The organism is Pseudomonas sp. Sample_10 (assembly GCF_004321495.1).
GTDB lineage: Bacteria > Pseudomonadota > Gammaproteobacteria > Pseudomonadales > Pseudomonadaceae > Aquipseudomonas.
On the sequence record NZ_RCOE01000088.1, the window covers coordinates 1,522 to 17,718 of the forward strand.

The window sequence follows — 16,197 nt, forward strand, 5'->3', positions numbered from 1 at the left end:
TTTTGAAGAAGCGGGGCTTTTTTGTTCTTGCTCGTTGCAGGAGCTGAGCTTGCTCCTACAAAGATACGAGATCAGGCTTCGCTTTTTGGAGCAGCAGCCTTGGCAGCTGCATCCTTGATCAGCGCCTGCAGCGAGCCGTCGGCGGACATCTCGGTCATGATGTCGCTACCGCCGACCAGCTCACCAGCAACCCACAGCTGCGGGAAGGTTGGCCAGTTGGCGTATTTTGGCAGGTTGGCGCGGATTTCCGGGTTCTGCAGGATGTCCACGTACGCAAACTTTTCGCCACATGCCATCACGGCCTGCGCGGCTTTAGCGGAGAAGCCGCACTGCGGGGCATTCGGCGAGCCTTTCATGTAAAGCAGAATGGTGTTGTTGGCAATCTGCTCTTTAATCGTTTCGATGATATCCATGGAGCACCTCGGCTGAACTTTCCGACTCATGGGTCGGCACGGTGGCGCATTGTAACGGAAAGCCGAGCGCCCTGCTCGGTCTCTCCGTCAGATACGATCAGGCCGCTGCCACGGTCACCGGGACGCCATTGAGCGCCGCATTTCCGGACAATTCATCGAGCTGACATTCGTCAGTCAGGTCGTTGGCACTGGAGCCCGGCTGGCCACTGGCAATCGTCATTTGCACGCCTGGGCGCGCATGGCCCCAACCGTGCGGAAGACTGACCACGCCTTTCATCATATCCAGACTGCCGAGCACCTCCACTTCAATTACCCCGACCCGTGAACTGACCCGCACACGCTGCCCGTCACTCAAGCCCCGACTGGCCAAATCATCGGGGTGCATCAGCAACTGATGGCGCGGCTTGCCCTTCACCAGACGATGATAGTTGTGCATCCACGAGTTATTGCTGCGCACATGGCGACGGCCGATCATCAGCAACTCATCGGCTGCCGGGGCCTGGAGTGCGCAAAAGCGCGCCAGATCAGCAAGGATCGCGGCAGGTGCGGCCTGAATCCGTTGGTTGGCGGTTTTCAGACGCGACGCCAGGTTTGGCTTGAGCGCCCCCAGATCAACGCCATGGGGATGGTCGAACAATGTCGCCAAGGACAGTTTTTGCTCTGACGCATCGCCGTACAGGCCCATGCGCAGACCACGATCGATCATCTGCGCCGGAGCGATGGTGGGTTTGAGCTCCTTGCCGGTCTTCGCGGCGAATGCCTGGGCCAATCCGACGAAAATCTCCCAGTCATGCAGCGCACCTTCGGGTTTGGGCAGAATTGCACGATTGAACCGGCTGACATTGCGCACGGCGAACATGTTGAAGGTCGTGTCGTAGTGATCGTTTTCGAGCGCCGAGGTGGACGGCAGGATCAGGTCGGCGTATCGCGTGGTTTCATTGATGTACAAGTCGACACTGACCATGAACTCCAGTCCATCCAGCGCTTGTTCCAGCTGTCGGCCATTGGGCGTCGACAACACTGGATTGCCCGCCACGGTAATCAGCGCACGGACCTGCCCTTCGCCCTCGGTCAATATTTCTTCGGCCAGCGCTGATACCGGCAGCTCCCCGGCGTACTCCGGACGCCCGGACACCCGGCTCTGCCACAGATTGAAATGCCCACCCGAAGTAGAGGCCACCAGGTCGATCGCCGGCTCGGTGCACAAGGCGCCGCCAACACGATCGAGATTACCGGTCACCAGGTTGATCAACTGCACCAGCCAGTGGCAAAGCGTGCCGAACGCCTGGGTCGAGACGCCCATGCGACCGTAGCAAACCGCGCTTGGCGCAGCGGCAAAGTCCCGCGCCAGTTGGCGGATCTGCTCGGCTGGCACCGCGCAAAGCGGGCTCATGGCTTCGGCGGTGAATGTCGCGATTGCCTCGCGAACGTCATCCAGACCGTCAACAGGCAAGTGACTGTCACGGACCAGTCCTTCAGCGAACAACGTATTGAGCAGGCCGAACAACAGCGCCGCGTCGCCGCCAGGACGCACGAACAGATGCTGGTCGGCGATCGCCGCCGTTTCACTGCGTCGAGGATCGACCACGACCACTTTGCCGCCTCTTGCTTGAATGGCTTTCAAGCGCTTTTCCACATCCGGCACGGTCATGATGCTGCCGTTGGAGGCCAGCGGATTACCCCCGAGGATCAGCATGAAGTCGGTGTGATCGATGTCTGGAATCGGCAGCAACAAACCGTGGCCGTACATCAAATGGCTGGTCAAATGATGGGGCAACTGGTCAACCGACGTTGCTGAAAACCGGTTACGGGTTTTCAGCAAGCCGAGAAAGTAATTGCTGTGGGTCATCAACCCATAATTGTGCACGCTGGGGTTGCCTTGATAGACCGCCACTGCGTTTTGTCCGTGACGTTCCTGGATTGCCGCCAGCCGCTCGGCGACAAGTTTGAAGGCGTCTTCCCACTCGATGGGCTGCCATTCGCTGCCCATCCGTCGCATCGGTTTATGCAGGCGATCAGGATCGTTCTGAATATCCTGCAGGGCGACAGCCTTGGGGCAAATATGCCCACGGCTGAACGTATCCAGAGGGTCACCCTTGATCGAGGTGATCTGCAGGTTGCCGGCGTCGGCCTCGGTGGTTTCGATGGTCAGGCCGCAGATGGCTTCACACAGGTGGCAGGCACGGTGATGGAGAGTCTTGGTCATGGCCAGTCTCTGTCTTGTTCTGAGCGGGCAATGTCGGCCGCGGAAACAAAACTATGGCGCCTGCCCCGCAACCGCGCCAGCGACGTTCATCTTGTGAATCGGTGACCATCAGGCCAGCCGATGGCCGTTGTCGATCAGCTTGACGGCAGCCTCGGTGGAGCCTGCGACTGGATTTCCTGGATGGTTTCGATCTGCTCGTGGGCGACATGCACCCCGGTCAGTTCGCCAATCAATCGCCAGTGATCGTCGAGCCCGGCACTGATGGTGGCCATGCGGTCGATCATCCGCCGACCAGCGTCGCGGGTAGTCTGATCGTTGCTGCGCAGCAGTTCGAAAGACATCGAAGTCATCGACGCGGTCAGGTGCGTCAGGGAGCGGGCTGTAAGGCCAAGCAATTCCATAAGTTGCTGTTCTTTCGATTCCATTGCGGTGGCTTCCTGCGTCGCTCGTGACTTATTTATAACCCAGCACTTTGCATTAGCAAATATTTCAGATCAGACGTACTGTTGCGAAATTCAGCGAATATCCAGGCGCAAACCGACCCACAATGCGTTATCCGCGCCCCGTTTGATTGCCAAGCCGCGCAGGCCCGGTGTACAAATGGCCCGCTGCTGTCAGGAAACAGGCTTCAAATGCGCGACTGCGGTCATCCCGTAGCCCCTCTGAAATCCCCTAAAAACCGTAGCCCTATTGGTAAGACGCGACATTTAATTATAAGATCGCGCCTTCCCCTATTTCGTCGCCCCGTGCGGCTTACGCCGCAGGTCTCGCCCGTTGTTCCGTCAAACAAGGCTTTGAGCATCTGCGGTTTGTAGCAAAAAGGTAGTCAATGATGAGCGCAAGGCACTTTCTCTCCCTGATGGATTGCACGCCCGAAGAGCTGGTCAGCGTGATCCGTCGAGGCGTTGAGCTCAAGGACCTGCGTAACCGCGGCGTACTGTTCGAGCCTTTGAAGAACCGCGTCCTGGGGATGATTTTCGAGAAGTCCTCGACCCGCACCCGCATTTCCTTCGAAGCCGGCATGATCCAGCTCGGTGGCCAGGCGATATTCCTGTCGCCCCGTGACACCCAACTGGGCCGCGGCGAACCGATCGGCGACTGCGCCATCGTCATGTCGAGCATGCTCGATGCGGTGATGATCCGCACCTTTGCCCACAGCAATCTGACCGAGTTCGCCGCCAACTCGCGCGTACCGGTGATCAACGGTCTGTCCGACGACCTGCATCCTTGTCAGTTGCTGGCCGACATGCAGACCTTCCTCGAACACCGCGGCTCGATCCAGGGCAAGACCGTGGCCTGGATCGGCGACGGCAACAATATGTGCAACAGCTATATAGAAGCGGCGATCCAGTTCGACTTCCAGTTGCGCGTTGCCTGCCCGGAAGGTTACGAGCCCAACCCCGAATTCGTGGCCAAGGCTGGGGACCGGGTGACCATCGTTCGCGATCCGCAAGACGCCGTACGCGGCGCCCACCTGGTGAGCACCGACGTCTGGACTTCGATGGGCCAGGAGGAAGAGACCGCCAAGCGCCTTCAGCTGTTCGCGCCCTACCAGGTCAACCGCGCACTGCTCGACCTGGCCGCGCCGGACGTGCTGTTCATGCATTGCCTGCCTGCGCACCGCGGCGAAGAAATCAGCGTCGACCTGCTCGACGACGCACGCTCGGTCGCCTGGGATCAAGCTGAAAACCGCTTGCATGCACAAAAGGCCCTGCTCGAGTTTCTCGTTGAGCCGGCGTATCACCACGCATGAGCCAGCCATTACTGCTCAACCTGCGCAACCTCGCCTGCGGTTATCAAGACCAGCGTGTGGTGCAAAACCTCAACCTGCATTTGAACGCCGGTGACATCGGTTGCCTGCTCGGTTCTTCAGGCTGCGGCAAGACCACCACCCTGCGCGCCATAGCCGGTTTCGAGCCGGTGCACGAAGGTGACATCCAGCTGGCAGGAGAAACCATCTCCAGCGCCGGTTTCACCCTCGCGCCGGAGAAGCGCCGGATTGGCATGGTGTTCCAGGACTACGCATTGTTTCCGCACCTGAGTGTGGCCGACAACATCGCCTTCGGGATTCGCAAGCATCCGCAAAAGGATCGCGTCACCGAAGAGTTGCTGGAGCTGGTCAACCTCAAAGGCCTCGGCAAGCGCTTGCCCCACGAACTCTCCGGTGGTCAGCAGCAACGCGTTGCCCTGGCCCGCGCCCTGGCGCCCGAGCCGCAGTTGCTGTTGCTCGACGAACCGTTCTCCAATCTCGATGGCGAACTGCGCCGCAAGCTCAGCCACGAAGTACGCGACATTCTCAAGGCCCGTGGCACCAGCGCGATTCTGGTGACCCACGATCAGGAAGAAGCCTTCGCGGTCAGCGATCATGTGGGTGTTTTCAAGGAGGGACGGCTGGAGCAGTGGGATACGCCCTACAACCTCTATCACGAACCGCTGACGCCCTACGTGGCCAGCTTCATCGGCCAGGGGTACTTCATTCGTGGCCAACTCAGCAGCCCGGAGTCGGTGCAAACCGAGCTGGGCGAGTTGCGCGGTAACCGGGCCTATACCTGGCCGGTAGGCGGCGCAGTGGACGTACTGCTGCGTCCGGACGATATCGTTTATGCACCAGACAGCGCATTGAAGGTACGAATCGTCGGCAAGTCTTTCCAGGGCGCATCAACGCTCTATCGCCTGCAATTGCCGACCGGTACCCAGCTGGAGTCGATCTTCCCGAGCCATGTCGATCAACAGATCGGTGCCGAGGTGGGCATTCGTGTCTCTGCCGAACACCTGGTGCTATTCCAGGCGAGCGGCAGTATGGCGGCGCAGATTCCGACCGTTGAATCGGGTGTGCGGCGGTACAGCAGCGTTAGTTAATCAACACCTTCCCTGTAGGAGCGAGCCTGCTCGCGATGACGGTTTCACATTCAACAACAATGTTGGCTGATGTACCGCTATCGCGAGCAGGCTCGCTCCTACAACGGATTTGCATTAGCCCAGCATCAGCGTGCCGCTGGCCACCAGCGTTGCATTCCCGCCTATCTTCACCCGATCCCCTTCCAGCCGGCAGAACAACTCCCCGCCCCGCGCCGAGCACTGGTAAGCCGTCAAACCCGACTTGCCCAGACGTTTCGACCAATACGGAATCAGGCTGCAATGGGTCGATCCGGTCACCGGGTCTTCGTTGATGCCAATCGCCGGCGCGAAGTAGCGCGAGACGAAATCATGTTTGCTGCCCCGGGCCGTGACGATGGCGCCCAGCCACGGCAGTTTTGCCAATGCGGCCATGTCCGGTTTGCAATCGAGCACGGCCTGCTCAGACTCCAGCACCACGAACAATTCATTCGAGCCGAGCACGTCTACTGCTTCCACGCCGAGCGCACGCTCGACATCAAGGGTCACGCCCACTTCCGACGGGATGATCGTCGGAAAATCCAGCCACAAACGTCCACCCTCGCGACTGACGCTCAGTGGGCCTGACTTGCAGGTGAAGTCCAGGCGCTCGACCGGTTCCTTGTAGATCTCGAACAAAACATGGGCACTGGCCAACGTCGCGTGCCCGCACAGCGGGACTTCGGTGGACGGGGTAAACCAGCGGATGTGCCAGCCCAGCCCTTCTCGTACGACGAAAGCCGTTTCGGCAAGGTTGTGTTCGGCGGCGATCTTCTGCATCAACTCATCGGCAAGCCAGGCGTCCAGCCGATAGACCATTGCCGGGTTGCCGCTAAATGGTTGATCGCTGAACGCGTCGACCTGATGAAACTCGAGTTGCATAACCATCTCCCTGTGTCAGGTCGCCGAGCATGAGGTCGCGGGGAAAAACGCACCAGTGACAGAACAGCCCGATTTTCCCCATACAGCGACGTATCCAGCCCCTCAGGTGCGGCCGATGTCGGCGAACTTCGCCTGAGTATGTTCGGCCAGCACCGCCGGGGCCAATTCGACCTCCAGGCCACGCCGACCGGCACTGACGAAAATGCTCGCCAAGGGCTGGGCAGAATTGTCTATAAATGTGCGCAAGCGCTTCTTTTGCCCCAGCGGGCTGATCCCGCCCAGCAGATACCCCGTAGCGCGTTGCGCAGCTGCGGGGTCGGCCATTTCGACTTTTTTCACCCCGGCGGCGTGGGCCAGGTGTTTCAAATCCAGGCTGCCGCCAACTGGCACCACCGCCACCAGCAATTCACCCTTTTCACTGGCCGCCAGCAAAGTCTTGAACACTTGCGCCGGGTCCAGTCCAAGCTTCTCTGCAGCCTCCAGCCCGTAGGACGCAGCCTTCGGATCATGTTCATAACTGTGCACACGGTGTTCGGCGCGAACCTTTTTCAGCAAATCCAATGCGGGGGTCATGGCAGCTCCAGACTGGGAGGCAGTAAAAAAATCTTGCGCGGAATTCTAGGACATTGATACGCAAAAGGCTCTATCCCGGTGCCGGTTGAACAGGCCACCAATCAGCACCCGTTGGGATCATTCACAGGATTAATAGTTTATTTGTGACCAATGGTTCACTTTCGACCTTTGACAGCAGTGTTTCTTGTCTATATTTTTTCGTTTATGAAACTGCACGAAACGTCTTACCGCAGTGCCCAGCTGTAATCCGGGACAGGATGGGGATCCTGCCTTGGGGAAAAACGCGCTCTGACCATGATGGAATGAAAGCGCCAGACAAGAAAAAAAATGAGGTTTCAATGACTACCGCTTTACAACAACCGTCCCTCTCGAGCCAATGCATGGCCGAATTTTTAGGTACTGCGCTGCTGATCTTTTTTGGTACGGGTTGTGTTGCCGCGCTCAAGGTCGCGGGCGCCAGCTTCGGCTTGTGGGAAATCAGCATCATCTGGGGCGTCGGCGTGAGCATGGCCATCTACTTGACCGCCGGGGTTTCCGGCGCGCATCTCAATCCAGCTGTCAGCATTGCACTGAGCATTTTTGCCGATTTCGAAAAGCGCAAACTACCGTTCTATATCTTTGCCCAGATCGCTGGCGCCTTTTGCGGTGCCCTGTTGGTGTACACGCTGTACAGCAACCTTTTCTTCGATTTCGAACAAACTCACCACATGGTTCGCGGCACCCAAGCCAGCCTTGAACTGGCCTCGGTGTTTTCCACGTTTCCCAACCCCAGCCTGACCACGGCGCAGGCGTTCCTGGTGGAAGTGATCATCACCGCCATCCTGATGGGTGTGATCATGTCGCTGACCGACGATAACAATGGCCTGCCCAATGGCCCGCTGGCGCCGATCCTGATTGGCTTGCTGATCGCGGTCATTGGCAGTTCGATGGGACCGCTGACCGGTTTCGCGATGAACCCTGCGCGCGACTTCGGCCCCAAGCTGATGACTTTCTTCACGGGGTGGGGCGATATTTCCTTCACCGGCGGTCGCGATATTCCGTATTTCCTGATTCCGATATTTGCACCGATCGTCGGTGCCTGCCTGGGTGCAGCCGCTTATCGCGGCTTGATCGCCCGCCATCTACCGAGCACCGAGCCCGCAATGAAGGAAGCAACACCGGCCATTGACGGCAAACCGAGAATTTCTTGATACCGTTGGCGCATGATCCTGCCGAACAGATCGCGCGCCAGAACTCGCTCCCATATTTCGTCCAAGGCAATCGACATGACCGACACTCAGAATAAGAACTACATCATTGCCCTCGATCAGGGTACGACCAGCTCCCGCGCGATCATTTTCGACCGCGACGCCAACGTGGTCTGCACCGCCCAGCGGGAGTTCGCACAGCACTACCCGCAAGCCGGCTGGGTCGAACATGACCCGATGGAGATCTTTGCCACGCAAAGCGCGGTGATGGTCGAGGCGCTGGCGCAAGCCGGCCTGCATCACGATCAGGTCGCGGCCATCGGTATCACCAACCAGCGTGAAACCACGGTGGTCTGGGACAAGAACACCGGGCGTCCGATCTACAACGCCATTGTCTGGCAGTGCCGACGCAGCACCGAAATCTGCCAGCAGCTCAAGCGCGATGGCCATGAGCAATACATCAGCGACACCACGGGCCTGGTCACCGACCCGTACTTTTCCGGCACCAAGCTCAAATGGATTCTCGACAACGTCGAAGGCAGCCGTGAGCGCGCGCGCAACGGTGAATTGCTGTTCGGAACCGTCGACAGCTGGCTGATCTGGAAATTTACCGGCGGCAAAGTGCATGTCACCGACTACACCAACGCCTCGCGCACCATGCTCTTCAACATCCACACCCTGGAGTGGGATACGAAGATGCTGGAGGTGCTGGATATCCCCCGGGAAATGCTGCCGCAAGTGAAGTCGTCATCGGAAATCTACGGCCAGACCAAAAGCGGCATCGCCATCGGCGGTATCGCCGGCGATCAGCAAGCGGCGTTGTTCGGCCAGATGTGTGTCGAGGCCGGTCAGGCCAAAAACACCTACGGCACCGGCTGCTTCCTGTTGATGAACACCGGCGACAAAGCCGTGAAATCCAACCACGGCATGCTCACCACCATCGCCTGCGGCCCGCGCGGCGAAGTGGCCTATGCGCTGGAAGGCGCGGTGTTCAACGGCGGCTCCACCGTGCAATGGCTGCGTGACGAGTTGAAGATCATCAACGACGCCCACGACACTGAATACTTCGCCAACAAGGTCAAGGACAGCAACGGCGTGTACCTGGTGCCGGCCTTTACCGGTCTTGGCGCTCCCTACTGGGACCCGTATGCCCGTGGCGCGCTGTTCGGCCTGACCCGCGGTGTACGCGTGGATCACATCATCCGTGCCGCACTGGAGTCGATCGCCTATCAGACTCGCGACGTGCTCGACGCCATGCAGCAAGACTCCGGCGAACGCCTCAAGGCCCTGCGCGTGGATGGTGGAGCGGTAGCGAACAACTTCCTCATGCAGTTCCAGGCCGACATTCTCGGTACTCAGGTCGAGCGCCCGCAAATGCGTGAAACCACGGCGCTGGGTGCCGCTTACCTGGCCGGCCTGGCGTGTGGCTTCTGGGGTAGCCTGGAAGAGTTGCGCGGCAAGGCTGTGATCGAGCGCAAGTTCGAACCGACCCTGGACGAAGCGGCGAAGGAAAAGCTTTACGCCGGCTGGAAAAAAGCGGTCAGCCGCACTCGCGATTGGGCCTCTGAAGACGAAGCTGAATAAGCCAACCAGCAGACTCGCATCTGTATGTAACTGGCAGGGAGCGGATTCCTGCGGCATCATGGGCAAATTTTGCACGGCAGCCCAAAGGACGCCCCATGAATCTGCCTCCCCGTCAGCAGCAAATCCTCGAACTGGTTCGCGAACGCGGCTACGTCAGTATCGAGGAAATGGCCACGCTGTTCGTTGTTACTCCGCAAACCATCCGCCGCGATATCAACCAGCTCGCGGAAGCCAATTTGCTGCGTCGTTACCACGGCGGCGCGGCTTACGACTCCAGTGTCGAAAACACCGCTTACGCCATGCGTGCCGATCAGATGCGCGATGAAAAGCAGCGTATCGGCGAAGCCATTGCCGCACAGATCCCGGATCACGCGTCGCTGTTCATCAACATCGGCACGACGACCGAATCCATCGCCCGCGCCCTGCTCAATCACAACCATCTGAAGATCATCACCAACAACCTGCATGTGGCCTCGATGCTCAGTGCCAAGGACGACTTCGACGTGCTGCTGACCGGCGGCAACGTGCGGCGTGACGGTGGCGTGGTGGGTCAGGCCAGTGTCGATTTCATCAACCAGTTCAAGGTCGACTTCGCCCTGGTCGGGATCAGCGGCATCGATGAAGACGGCAGTTTGCTGGATTTCGATTATCAGGAAGTGCGGGTGTCCCAGGCGATCATCGCCAATGCCCGACAAGTGATCCTCGCCGCCGACTCCAGCAAATTCGGGCGCAACGCCATGATTCGCCTGGGGCCGATCAGCCTGGTCGATTGCCTGGTGACCGATCAGCAGCCTTCCCCGGCGCTGGCGCAGTTGTTGAGCCAGCACAAGGTTAGATTGGAAGTCGTTTAAGCACCCCCCTCCCCTGTGGCGAGGGAGCTTGCTCCCGTTGGGCTGCGAGGCAGCCCTTCCACCATTCAATCGAGTTCCCTCAGAATCATCGGATCAGCCGTCAATGCGACGGCTTCGCCGCCGAGCGGGAGCGTGCTCCCTCGCCACAAAAGCCCTCCGCTAACGCTTCAATGTTCGTAAATTTTCCTTTCGCCGCCCTTCGATGAGTATTTTCAATCGAAGCTGACTGGCTGTGCGCATCTTTATGGGCTAGTATTTTCGCAAATGAACATTTATGTTCGTAATCAAATACAGAAAATCAAAAACACCCGAGGCCTTAGCCGATGCCCACTTCCACCTTGCCTACGCCCCCTCTTGCCGAGGTCTACGATATCGCCGTCATTGGTGGCGGGATCAATGGTGTAGGGATCGCAGCGGACGCCGCAGGCCGCGGTCTGTCAGTGTTCCTTTGCGAAAAGGATGACTTGGCCAGCCACACATCGTCCGCCAGCAGCAAGCTGATCCATGGCGGCCTGCGCTACCTCGAACATTACGAATTTCGTCTGGTGCGCGAAGCATTGGCCGAGCGCGAAGTGCTGCTGGCCAAGGCGCCGCACATCGTCAAGCAAATGCGCTTCGTGTTGCCGCACCGCCCTCATCTGCGTCCAGCCTGGATGATCCGCGCCGGGCTGTTTCTGTATGACAACCTCGGTAAACGCGAACAACTCCAGGGCTCGAAAAGCCTGAAGTTTGCTGCGGACAGCGCACTGAAAAGCGAAATCACCAAAGGCTTCGAGTATTCCGACTGCTGGGTCGACGATGCGCGTCTGGTGGTGCTCAATGCCATCGAAGCCCGGGAAAAAGGTGCCCACGTTCATACTCAGACCCGTTGCGTCAGCGCTCGTCGCACCAAGGGGCTGTGGCACCTGCACCTGGAACGAGCCGACGGCAGCCTGTTTTCGATTCGTGCCAAGGCACTGGTGAACGCGGCCGGCCCCTGGGTCGCCAAGTTCATTCGTGATGACCTGAAAATGGAATCGCCGTACGGCATCCGTCTGATCCAGGGCAGCCACCTGATCGTGCCGAAGCTGTACGAAGGCGAACATGCGCACATTCTGCAAAACGAAGACCAGCGCATCGTGTTCACCATTCCGTACCTGAACCACTTCACCCTGATCGGCACCACCGACCGCGAGTACACCGGCGACCCTGCCGCGGTTGCAATCACCGATGGCGAAACCGATTACCTGTTGAACGTGGTCAACGCCCACTTCAAAAAACAGATCAGCCGGGACGATATCCTGCACAGTTATTCCGGCGTGCGTCCGCTGTGCAACGACGAATCGGACAACCCGTCGGCGGTGACTCGTGATTACACCCTCGCCCTGTCGGGCTCCGGCGAAGAAGCCCCGTTGCTGTCGGTATTCGGCGGCAAGCTGACCACTTACCGCAAACTGGCCGAGTCGGCATTGGCGCAATTGACACCGTACTTCTCGCACATCAAACCGAGCTGGACCGCCGATTCGCCCCTGCCAGGCGGCGAAGACATGACGACCCCGCAGGCGTTGAGCTCGAAAATTCGTGACCGGTTCGACTGGGTTCCGACCGAAATCTCGCGTCGCTGGGCCACCACCTACGGCAGCCGGACCTGGCGCATGCTCGAAGGGGTGCAGGACCTTGGCGATCTGGGCGAACACATCGGCGGCGGCCTCTATACCCGCGAAGTTGACTACCTGTGCAGCGAAGAATGGGCCACCACCGCCCATGACATTCTGTGGCGCCGCAGCAAGCTAGGCCTGTTCACCACGCCGGAGGAACAGGACAAGCTCAAGGACTACCTGAACAAGGTCGAGCAAAACCGCAGCAAGATCGAAGCGGCCTGATTGGTTTCCCGATCAAACGAAAGCCCCTGAATCTCACGATTCAGGGGCTTTTTTCGTAACGGCGCAATCATTCACGCAGATCAGATTCATGAATGGGTTGATCACGATGAGTAGCCCGTTGGTACTGCGCCGGCCAGATGGCCTTGCGTCCCCCGAGATCGTCGTCCGCATGCAGCGGCCAGTACGGGTCGCGCAACAACTCACGGGCCAGGAAAATGATATCCGCCTGACAGGTGCGCAGAATGTGTTCGGCCTGTGCCGGCTCGGTAATCATGCCGACAGTGCCGGTGGCGATTTCCGCCTCCTTGCGGACCTTTTCCGCGAAGCGCGTCTGATAACCAGGGCCGGTCGGAATTTCCGCGTTGACCGCCGTGCCACCCGACGAAACATCGATCAAATCGACCCCCAGGGTTTTCAGGCGTCGCGCCAGCTCGACGGTTTCATCCGGGTTCCAGCCATCCTCGACCCAGTCCGTGGCCGAGACACGGACAAACAGCGGCAACTCTTGCGGCCACACCGCGCGCACGGCTTCGGTAACTTGCAACACCAGGCGAATGCGGTTCTCGAACGAGCCGCCCCATTGATCGCGCCGCTGATTACTCAGCGGTGAGAGGAATTGATGCAACAGATAACCATGGGCCGCATGCACTTCCACCACTTTGAAACCGGCGGCCAACGCGCGCTTGGCGGAATCGACGAAGGCCTGAATCACATCAGCGATTTCACCATCGTCAAGCTGTTTGGGTTGCGTGTGCTGTGGATCAAAAGCAATGGGCGACGGCCCGATCGGCAACCAGCCACCGTCTTCAGGTTTTACGCTGCCATGTTTGCCGAGCCAAGGGCGCCAGGTGCTGGCCTTGCGACCGGCATGGGCCAACTGGATACCCGCAACGCCACCCTGGGCGGCAATGAAGCGAGTGATGCGTTGCAGCGGCTCGATCTGCTCATCGTTCCACAGACCAAGGTCTTGCGCGGTAATCCGCCCGTCGGCCGTGACTGCCGTGGCTTCGGTAAACACCAGCCCGGCCCCGCCGATGGCACGGCTGCCGAGGTGGACCAGGTGCCAATCATTGGCCAGACCATCAACGCTCGAATACTGGCACATTGGCGACACCGCAATGCGGTTGAGCAGGGTCAATTGGCGAAGGGTATAGGGTTCAAGCAGCAGACTCATGGGGCACCTCTCGAATCAGTGGTCAGGCTCCAGGGTTCTGTTTGAAAGTCGACGAGTGACAGGAAAAAGGTACAACACCCGCCCCCGCGGGCAAAAGAATTCGACAAGACGTCACAAGGAAAATCAAGCAGTGCTTAGAGCCTAGTCGACATCGAGGGATGAGGGAGGGTTCAGAAAGGTTGCGAGTCAGAAAGATCGCTTTCGCGGGCAAACCTCGCGCCTACAGATTTCGGTAATCCGTAGGAGCGAGGCTTGCCCGCGAAGGGGTCAACGCGGTTCTATGTGGGCAATCATCAACTGAACCGTCTCGTTTCCACGAAACTCGTTGACGTCGAGTTTGTAAGCCAATTCGACCCACTTGATGGTCGGATTCGGCCAGACGTCGCGGTCGATGCCAAAGGCAATGCCGTCGAGCTTGACCGAACCACACTCGCTCCTCAGTACCACTTTGAGGTGCCGTTCGCCAACCACGCGCTGCTCCACCAGTTGAAACACCCCGTGAAACAGCGGTTCAGGAAAGTGCTGCCCCCAAGGCCCGGCATGGCGCAGTGCCCGGGCAAGCTCCAGGTGAAACTCCTCGACCGCCAGGGTGCCGTCCGACAGCAGGCGCCCGGTCAGGTCTTCTTCACGCAATTGCCGGCGGACCTCAGCGTCAAACGCCTCGGCGAACAACGGGAAGTTGTCTTGCGGCAGCGTAAGGCCCGCCGCCATCGCATGACCGCCGTACTTGGTAATCAGGTTCGGATGCTGCGCCGCCACCACGCTCAGTGCATCGCGGATGTGAAAGCCCTGCACCGAACGTCCCGAGCCCTTGAGCAGACCATCGCCAGCATCGGCAAAAGCGATGGTCGGACGGAAGTAGCGTTCTTTCATGCGCGACGCGAGGATACCGATGACGCCCTGGTGCCACTCAGGATCGAACAGGCACAACCCGAACGGCATCGATTCCAGCGGCAGGTCCTTGAGCTGGGCCAGCGCTTCACGCTGCATGCCCTGTTCGATGGATTTGCGGTCCTGGTTCATGCCGTCCAGTTGGGCAGCCATTTCACGGGCCAGGCCGGCATCTTCGGTCAGCAGGCATTCGATGCCCAGACTCATGTCATCCAGACGACCTGCCGCGTTCAGGCGCGGACCGACAATAAAGCCCAAGTCGGTCGAGGTAATGCGCGCATGATCACGCTTGGCCACTTCCAGGATCGCCTTGACGCCCGGCCGGGCTCGGCCTGCGCGAATCCGCTCGAGGCCCTGATGCACCAGAATCCGGTTGTTGGCATCCAGTGGTACGACGTCGGCAACACTGCCCAGTGCCACCAGATCCAGCAACTCGCCAATGTTCGGTTGCGGCTTGTCCGTGTACCAGCCGAGTTCGCGCAACCGCGCGCGCAAAGCCATGAGAACATAGAAAATCACCCCGACACCGGCCAGCGCCTTGCTCGGGAATTCGCATCCCGGCTGGTTCGGATTGACGATGGCATCGGCCAACGGCAATTCGTCGCCGGGCAAATGGTGATCGGTGACCAGCACGTTGAGCCCGGCCTTCTTCGCCGCCGCCACGCCATCGACACTGGAGATGCCGTTGTCCACCGTGATCAACAAATGCGGCTGGCGCTCCAGTGCCACCGCGACGATTTCCGGCGTCAGGCCGTAGCCGTAGTCGAATCGATTGGGCACCAGATAATCGACATGCGCCGCACCCAGCAAACGCAGGCCCAAAGTGCCCACGGTACTGGCCGTCGCGCCATCGGCGTCAAAGTCGCCGACGATCAGGATCCGCTGACGTTGCTCGAGGGCGACTACCAACAGATCCACCGCCGCCTCGATGCCCTTGAGCTTCTGGAACGGGATCAACCGCGCCAGGCTCTTGTCCAGTTCGGCTTCGGATTGCACACCCCGCGCCGCATACAGGCGGGTCAGCAAAGGTGGAATATCACCGAGGAAGGGCAAGGTGTCGGGCAACAGGCGAGGTTCGATGCGCATGGGGTGACAGGTGCTTCTCTAGAATGTGGGATATCTGGGGAATGGCGCAGCCTCAGCCGCGTTCGCCCAGCAGCCAGGTCAGCTGGACTTCGTGTTGACCGCGATCGTCGGTCACGAAAATCGTCCCTTCACTGATCATTACGTCCCACTTGATGACGCGGGGCATGTCTTTGGCCAAGGTTTCCAGCACTTCTTGAGGCACGGCCGCGATGTTGACGTTTTTCAGGTTCTTCACCGCCGGCACCACTTTGCCTTCCCAGACGCGCAGGCTACCGTAAGCCAGCAGACTGGTGCGCTCGGTGCGACGCGAACACCAGGTCAGGCGCTCGGCATCCGGCTGGCCGACTTCGATCCAGTGCAGGACGCGGTCATCCAGACTTTTTTCCCACAAGGCCGGTTCATCCACTTCTGACAGACCACGGCCAAAAGACAGTTGCTCGTTGTACCAGAGTGCGTAGGCCAGCAGGCGCACAGTCATGCGCTCTTCGGTTTCCGAAGGATGACGGGCGATGGTCTGCTTGACGCTCTCGTAGACGCTACGGTCGAGGTCGGTGAGGTTCAGTTCAAACTTGTAGGTCGTGGACGGCTGGGCCATGAACGGGCTTCTTGATACG

14 protein-coding genes are annotated in these 16,197 nt (G+C 59.4%); 6 read left to right on the forward strand and 8 right to left on the reverse strand.

The genetic code is table 11. The features are described 5' to 3' along the window. Positions 1 to 71 precede the first annotated feature (71 nt). The 3 genes from grxD to D8U18_RS08530 all read right to left on the reverse strand — a co-directional run bounded on the left by grxD (position 72) and on the right by D8U18_RS08530 (position 3,044). Positions 72 to 413, reverse strand: a complete 342-nt coding sequence (gene grxD, locus D8U18_RS08520) for a Grx4 family monothiol glutaredoxin (protein ID WP_056853604.1) — start codon at positions 411 to 413, stop codon at positions 72 to 74. Between the two features lie 97 nt (positions 414 to 510). Continuing rightward, positions 511 to 2,619 carry a molybdopterin oxidoreductase family protein gene (locus D8U18_RS08525; protein ID WP_056853605.1) on the reverse strand — a complete coding sequence of 703 codons (2,109 nt, stop codon included), beginning with the start codon at positions 2,617 to 2,619 and terminating at the stop codon, positions 511 to 513. Positions 2,620 to 2,753: 134 nt separating this feature from the next. Beyond that, positions 2,754 to 3,044: a hypothetical protein gene (locus D8U18_RS08530; RefSeq protein ID WP_056853606.1), complete on the reverse strand. Its 291-nt coding sequence runs from the start codon at positions 3,042 to 3,044 to the stop codon at positions 2,754 to 2,756. Positions 3,045 to 3,451: 407 nt separating this feature from the next. On the opposite strand from D8U18_RS08530, the gene argF reads away from it, so the two are divergent. Both argF and D8U18_RS08540 read left to right on the forward strand, forming a co-directional pair. Next, positions 3,452 to 4,372 (forward strand): ornithine carbamoyltransferase, encoded by a 921-nt coding sequence (argF, locus tag D8U18_RS08535; RefSeq protein WP_056853607.1) that lies wholly within the window; start codon positions 3,452 to 3,454, stop codon positions 4,370 to 4,372. Continuing rightward, positions 4,369 to 5,478, forward strand: coding sequence for an ABC transporter ATP-binding protein (locus D8U18_RS08540; protein WP_131107441.1), 1,110 nt, complete (start codon positions 4,369 to 4,371; stop codon positions 5,476 to 5,478). Before argF ends, D8U18_RS08540 begins: the two co-directional genes overlap by 4 nt. Before the next feature lie 114 nt (positions 5,479 to 5,592). Here the strand turns inward: D8U18_RS08540 and D8U18_RS08545 are convergent, their stop codons facing one another. Beyond that, a complete protein-coding gene (locus D8U18_RS08545) occupies positions 5,593 to 6,375 on the reverse strand; it encodes a PhzF family phenazine biosynthesis protein (RefSeq protein ID WP_056853609.1) in 783 nt (260 codons plus the stop codon). A 102-nt stretch (positions 6,376 to 6,477) separates the two neighbouring features. Then, positions 6,478 to 6,948, reverse strand: a complete 471-nt coding sequence (gene ybaK, locus D8U18_RS08550) for a Cys-tRNA(Pro) deacylase (protein WP_056853610.1) — start codon at positions 6,946 to 6,948, stop codon at positions 6,478 to 6,480. A gap of 338 nt (positions 6,949 to 7,286) precedes the next feature. Here ybaK and D8U18_RS08555 point away from each other — a divergent pair, with 338 nt between their 5' ends. The 4 genes from D8U18_RS08555 to glpD all read left to right on the forward strand — a co-directional run bounded on the left by D8U18_RS08555 (position 7,287) and on the right by glpD (position 12,432). After that, positions 7,287 to 8,138, forward strand: a complete 852-nt coding sequence (locus tag D8U18_RS08555; RefSeq protein ID WP_056853611.1) for an MIP/aquaporin family protein — start codon at positions 7,287 to 7,289, stop codon at positions 8,136 to 8,138. 75 nt (positions 8,139 to 8,213) lie between these two features. Continuing rightward, complete coding sequence (gene glpK / locus D8U18_RS08560) at positions 8,214 to 9,719, forward strand: glycerol kinase GlpK (protein WP_130906867.1); 1,506 nt, start codon at positions 8,214 to 8,216, stop codon at positions 9,717 to 9,719. 95 nt (positions 9,720 to 9,814) lie between these two features. Beyond that, positions 9,815 to 10,570, forward strand: a complete 756-nt coding sequence (locus tag D8U18_RS08565) for a DeoR/GlpR family transcriptional regulator (RefSeq protein WP_056853613.1) — start codon at positions 9,815 to 9,817, stop codon at positions 10,568 to 10,570. Positions 10,571 to 10,893: 323 nt separating this feature from the next. Then, positions 10,894 to 12,432, forward strand: coding sequence for a glycerol-3-phosphate dehydrogenase (gene glpD / locus D8U18_RS08570; protein ID WP_056853614.1), 1,539 nt, complete (start codon positions 10,894 to 10,896; stop codon positions 12,430 to 12,432). A 67-nt stretch (positions 12,433 to 12,499) separates the two neighbouring features. On the opposite strand, the gene D8U18_RS08575 is transcribed toward glpD, so the two are convergent. The 3 genes from D8U18_RS08575 to D8U18_RS08585 all read right to left on the reverse strand — a co-directional run bounded on the left by D8U18_RS08575 (position 12,500) and on the right by D8U18_RS08585 (position 16,178). After that, positions 12,500 to 13,606 (reverse strand): NADH:flavin oxidoreductase/NADH oxidase, encoded by a 1,107-nt coding sequence (locus D8U18_RS08575; protein ID WP_131107442.1) that lies wholly within the window; start codon positions 13,604 to 13,606, stop codon positions 12,500 to 12,502. 267 nt (positions 13,607 to 13,873) lie between these two features. Then, positions 13,874 to 15,583: a single-stranded-DNA-specific exonuclease RecJ gene (gene recJ, locus D8U18_RS08580; protein WP_131107443.1), complete on the reverse strand. Its 1,710-nt coding sequence runs from the start codon at positions 15,581 to 15,583 to the stop codon at positions 13,874 to 13,876. A gap of 52 nt (positions 15,584 to 15,635) precedes the next feature. Beyond that, positions 15,636 to 16,178 carry a YaeQ family protein gene (locus D8U18_RS08585; protein ID WP_056853617.1) on the reverse strand — a complete coding sequence of 181 codons (543 nt, stop codon included), beginning with the start codon at positions 16,176 to 16,178 and terminating at the stop codon, positions 15,636 to 15,638. Positions 16,179 to 16,197: the final 19 nt, after the last annotated feature.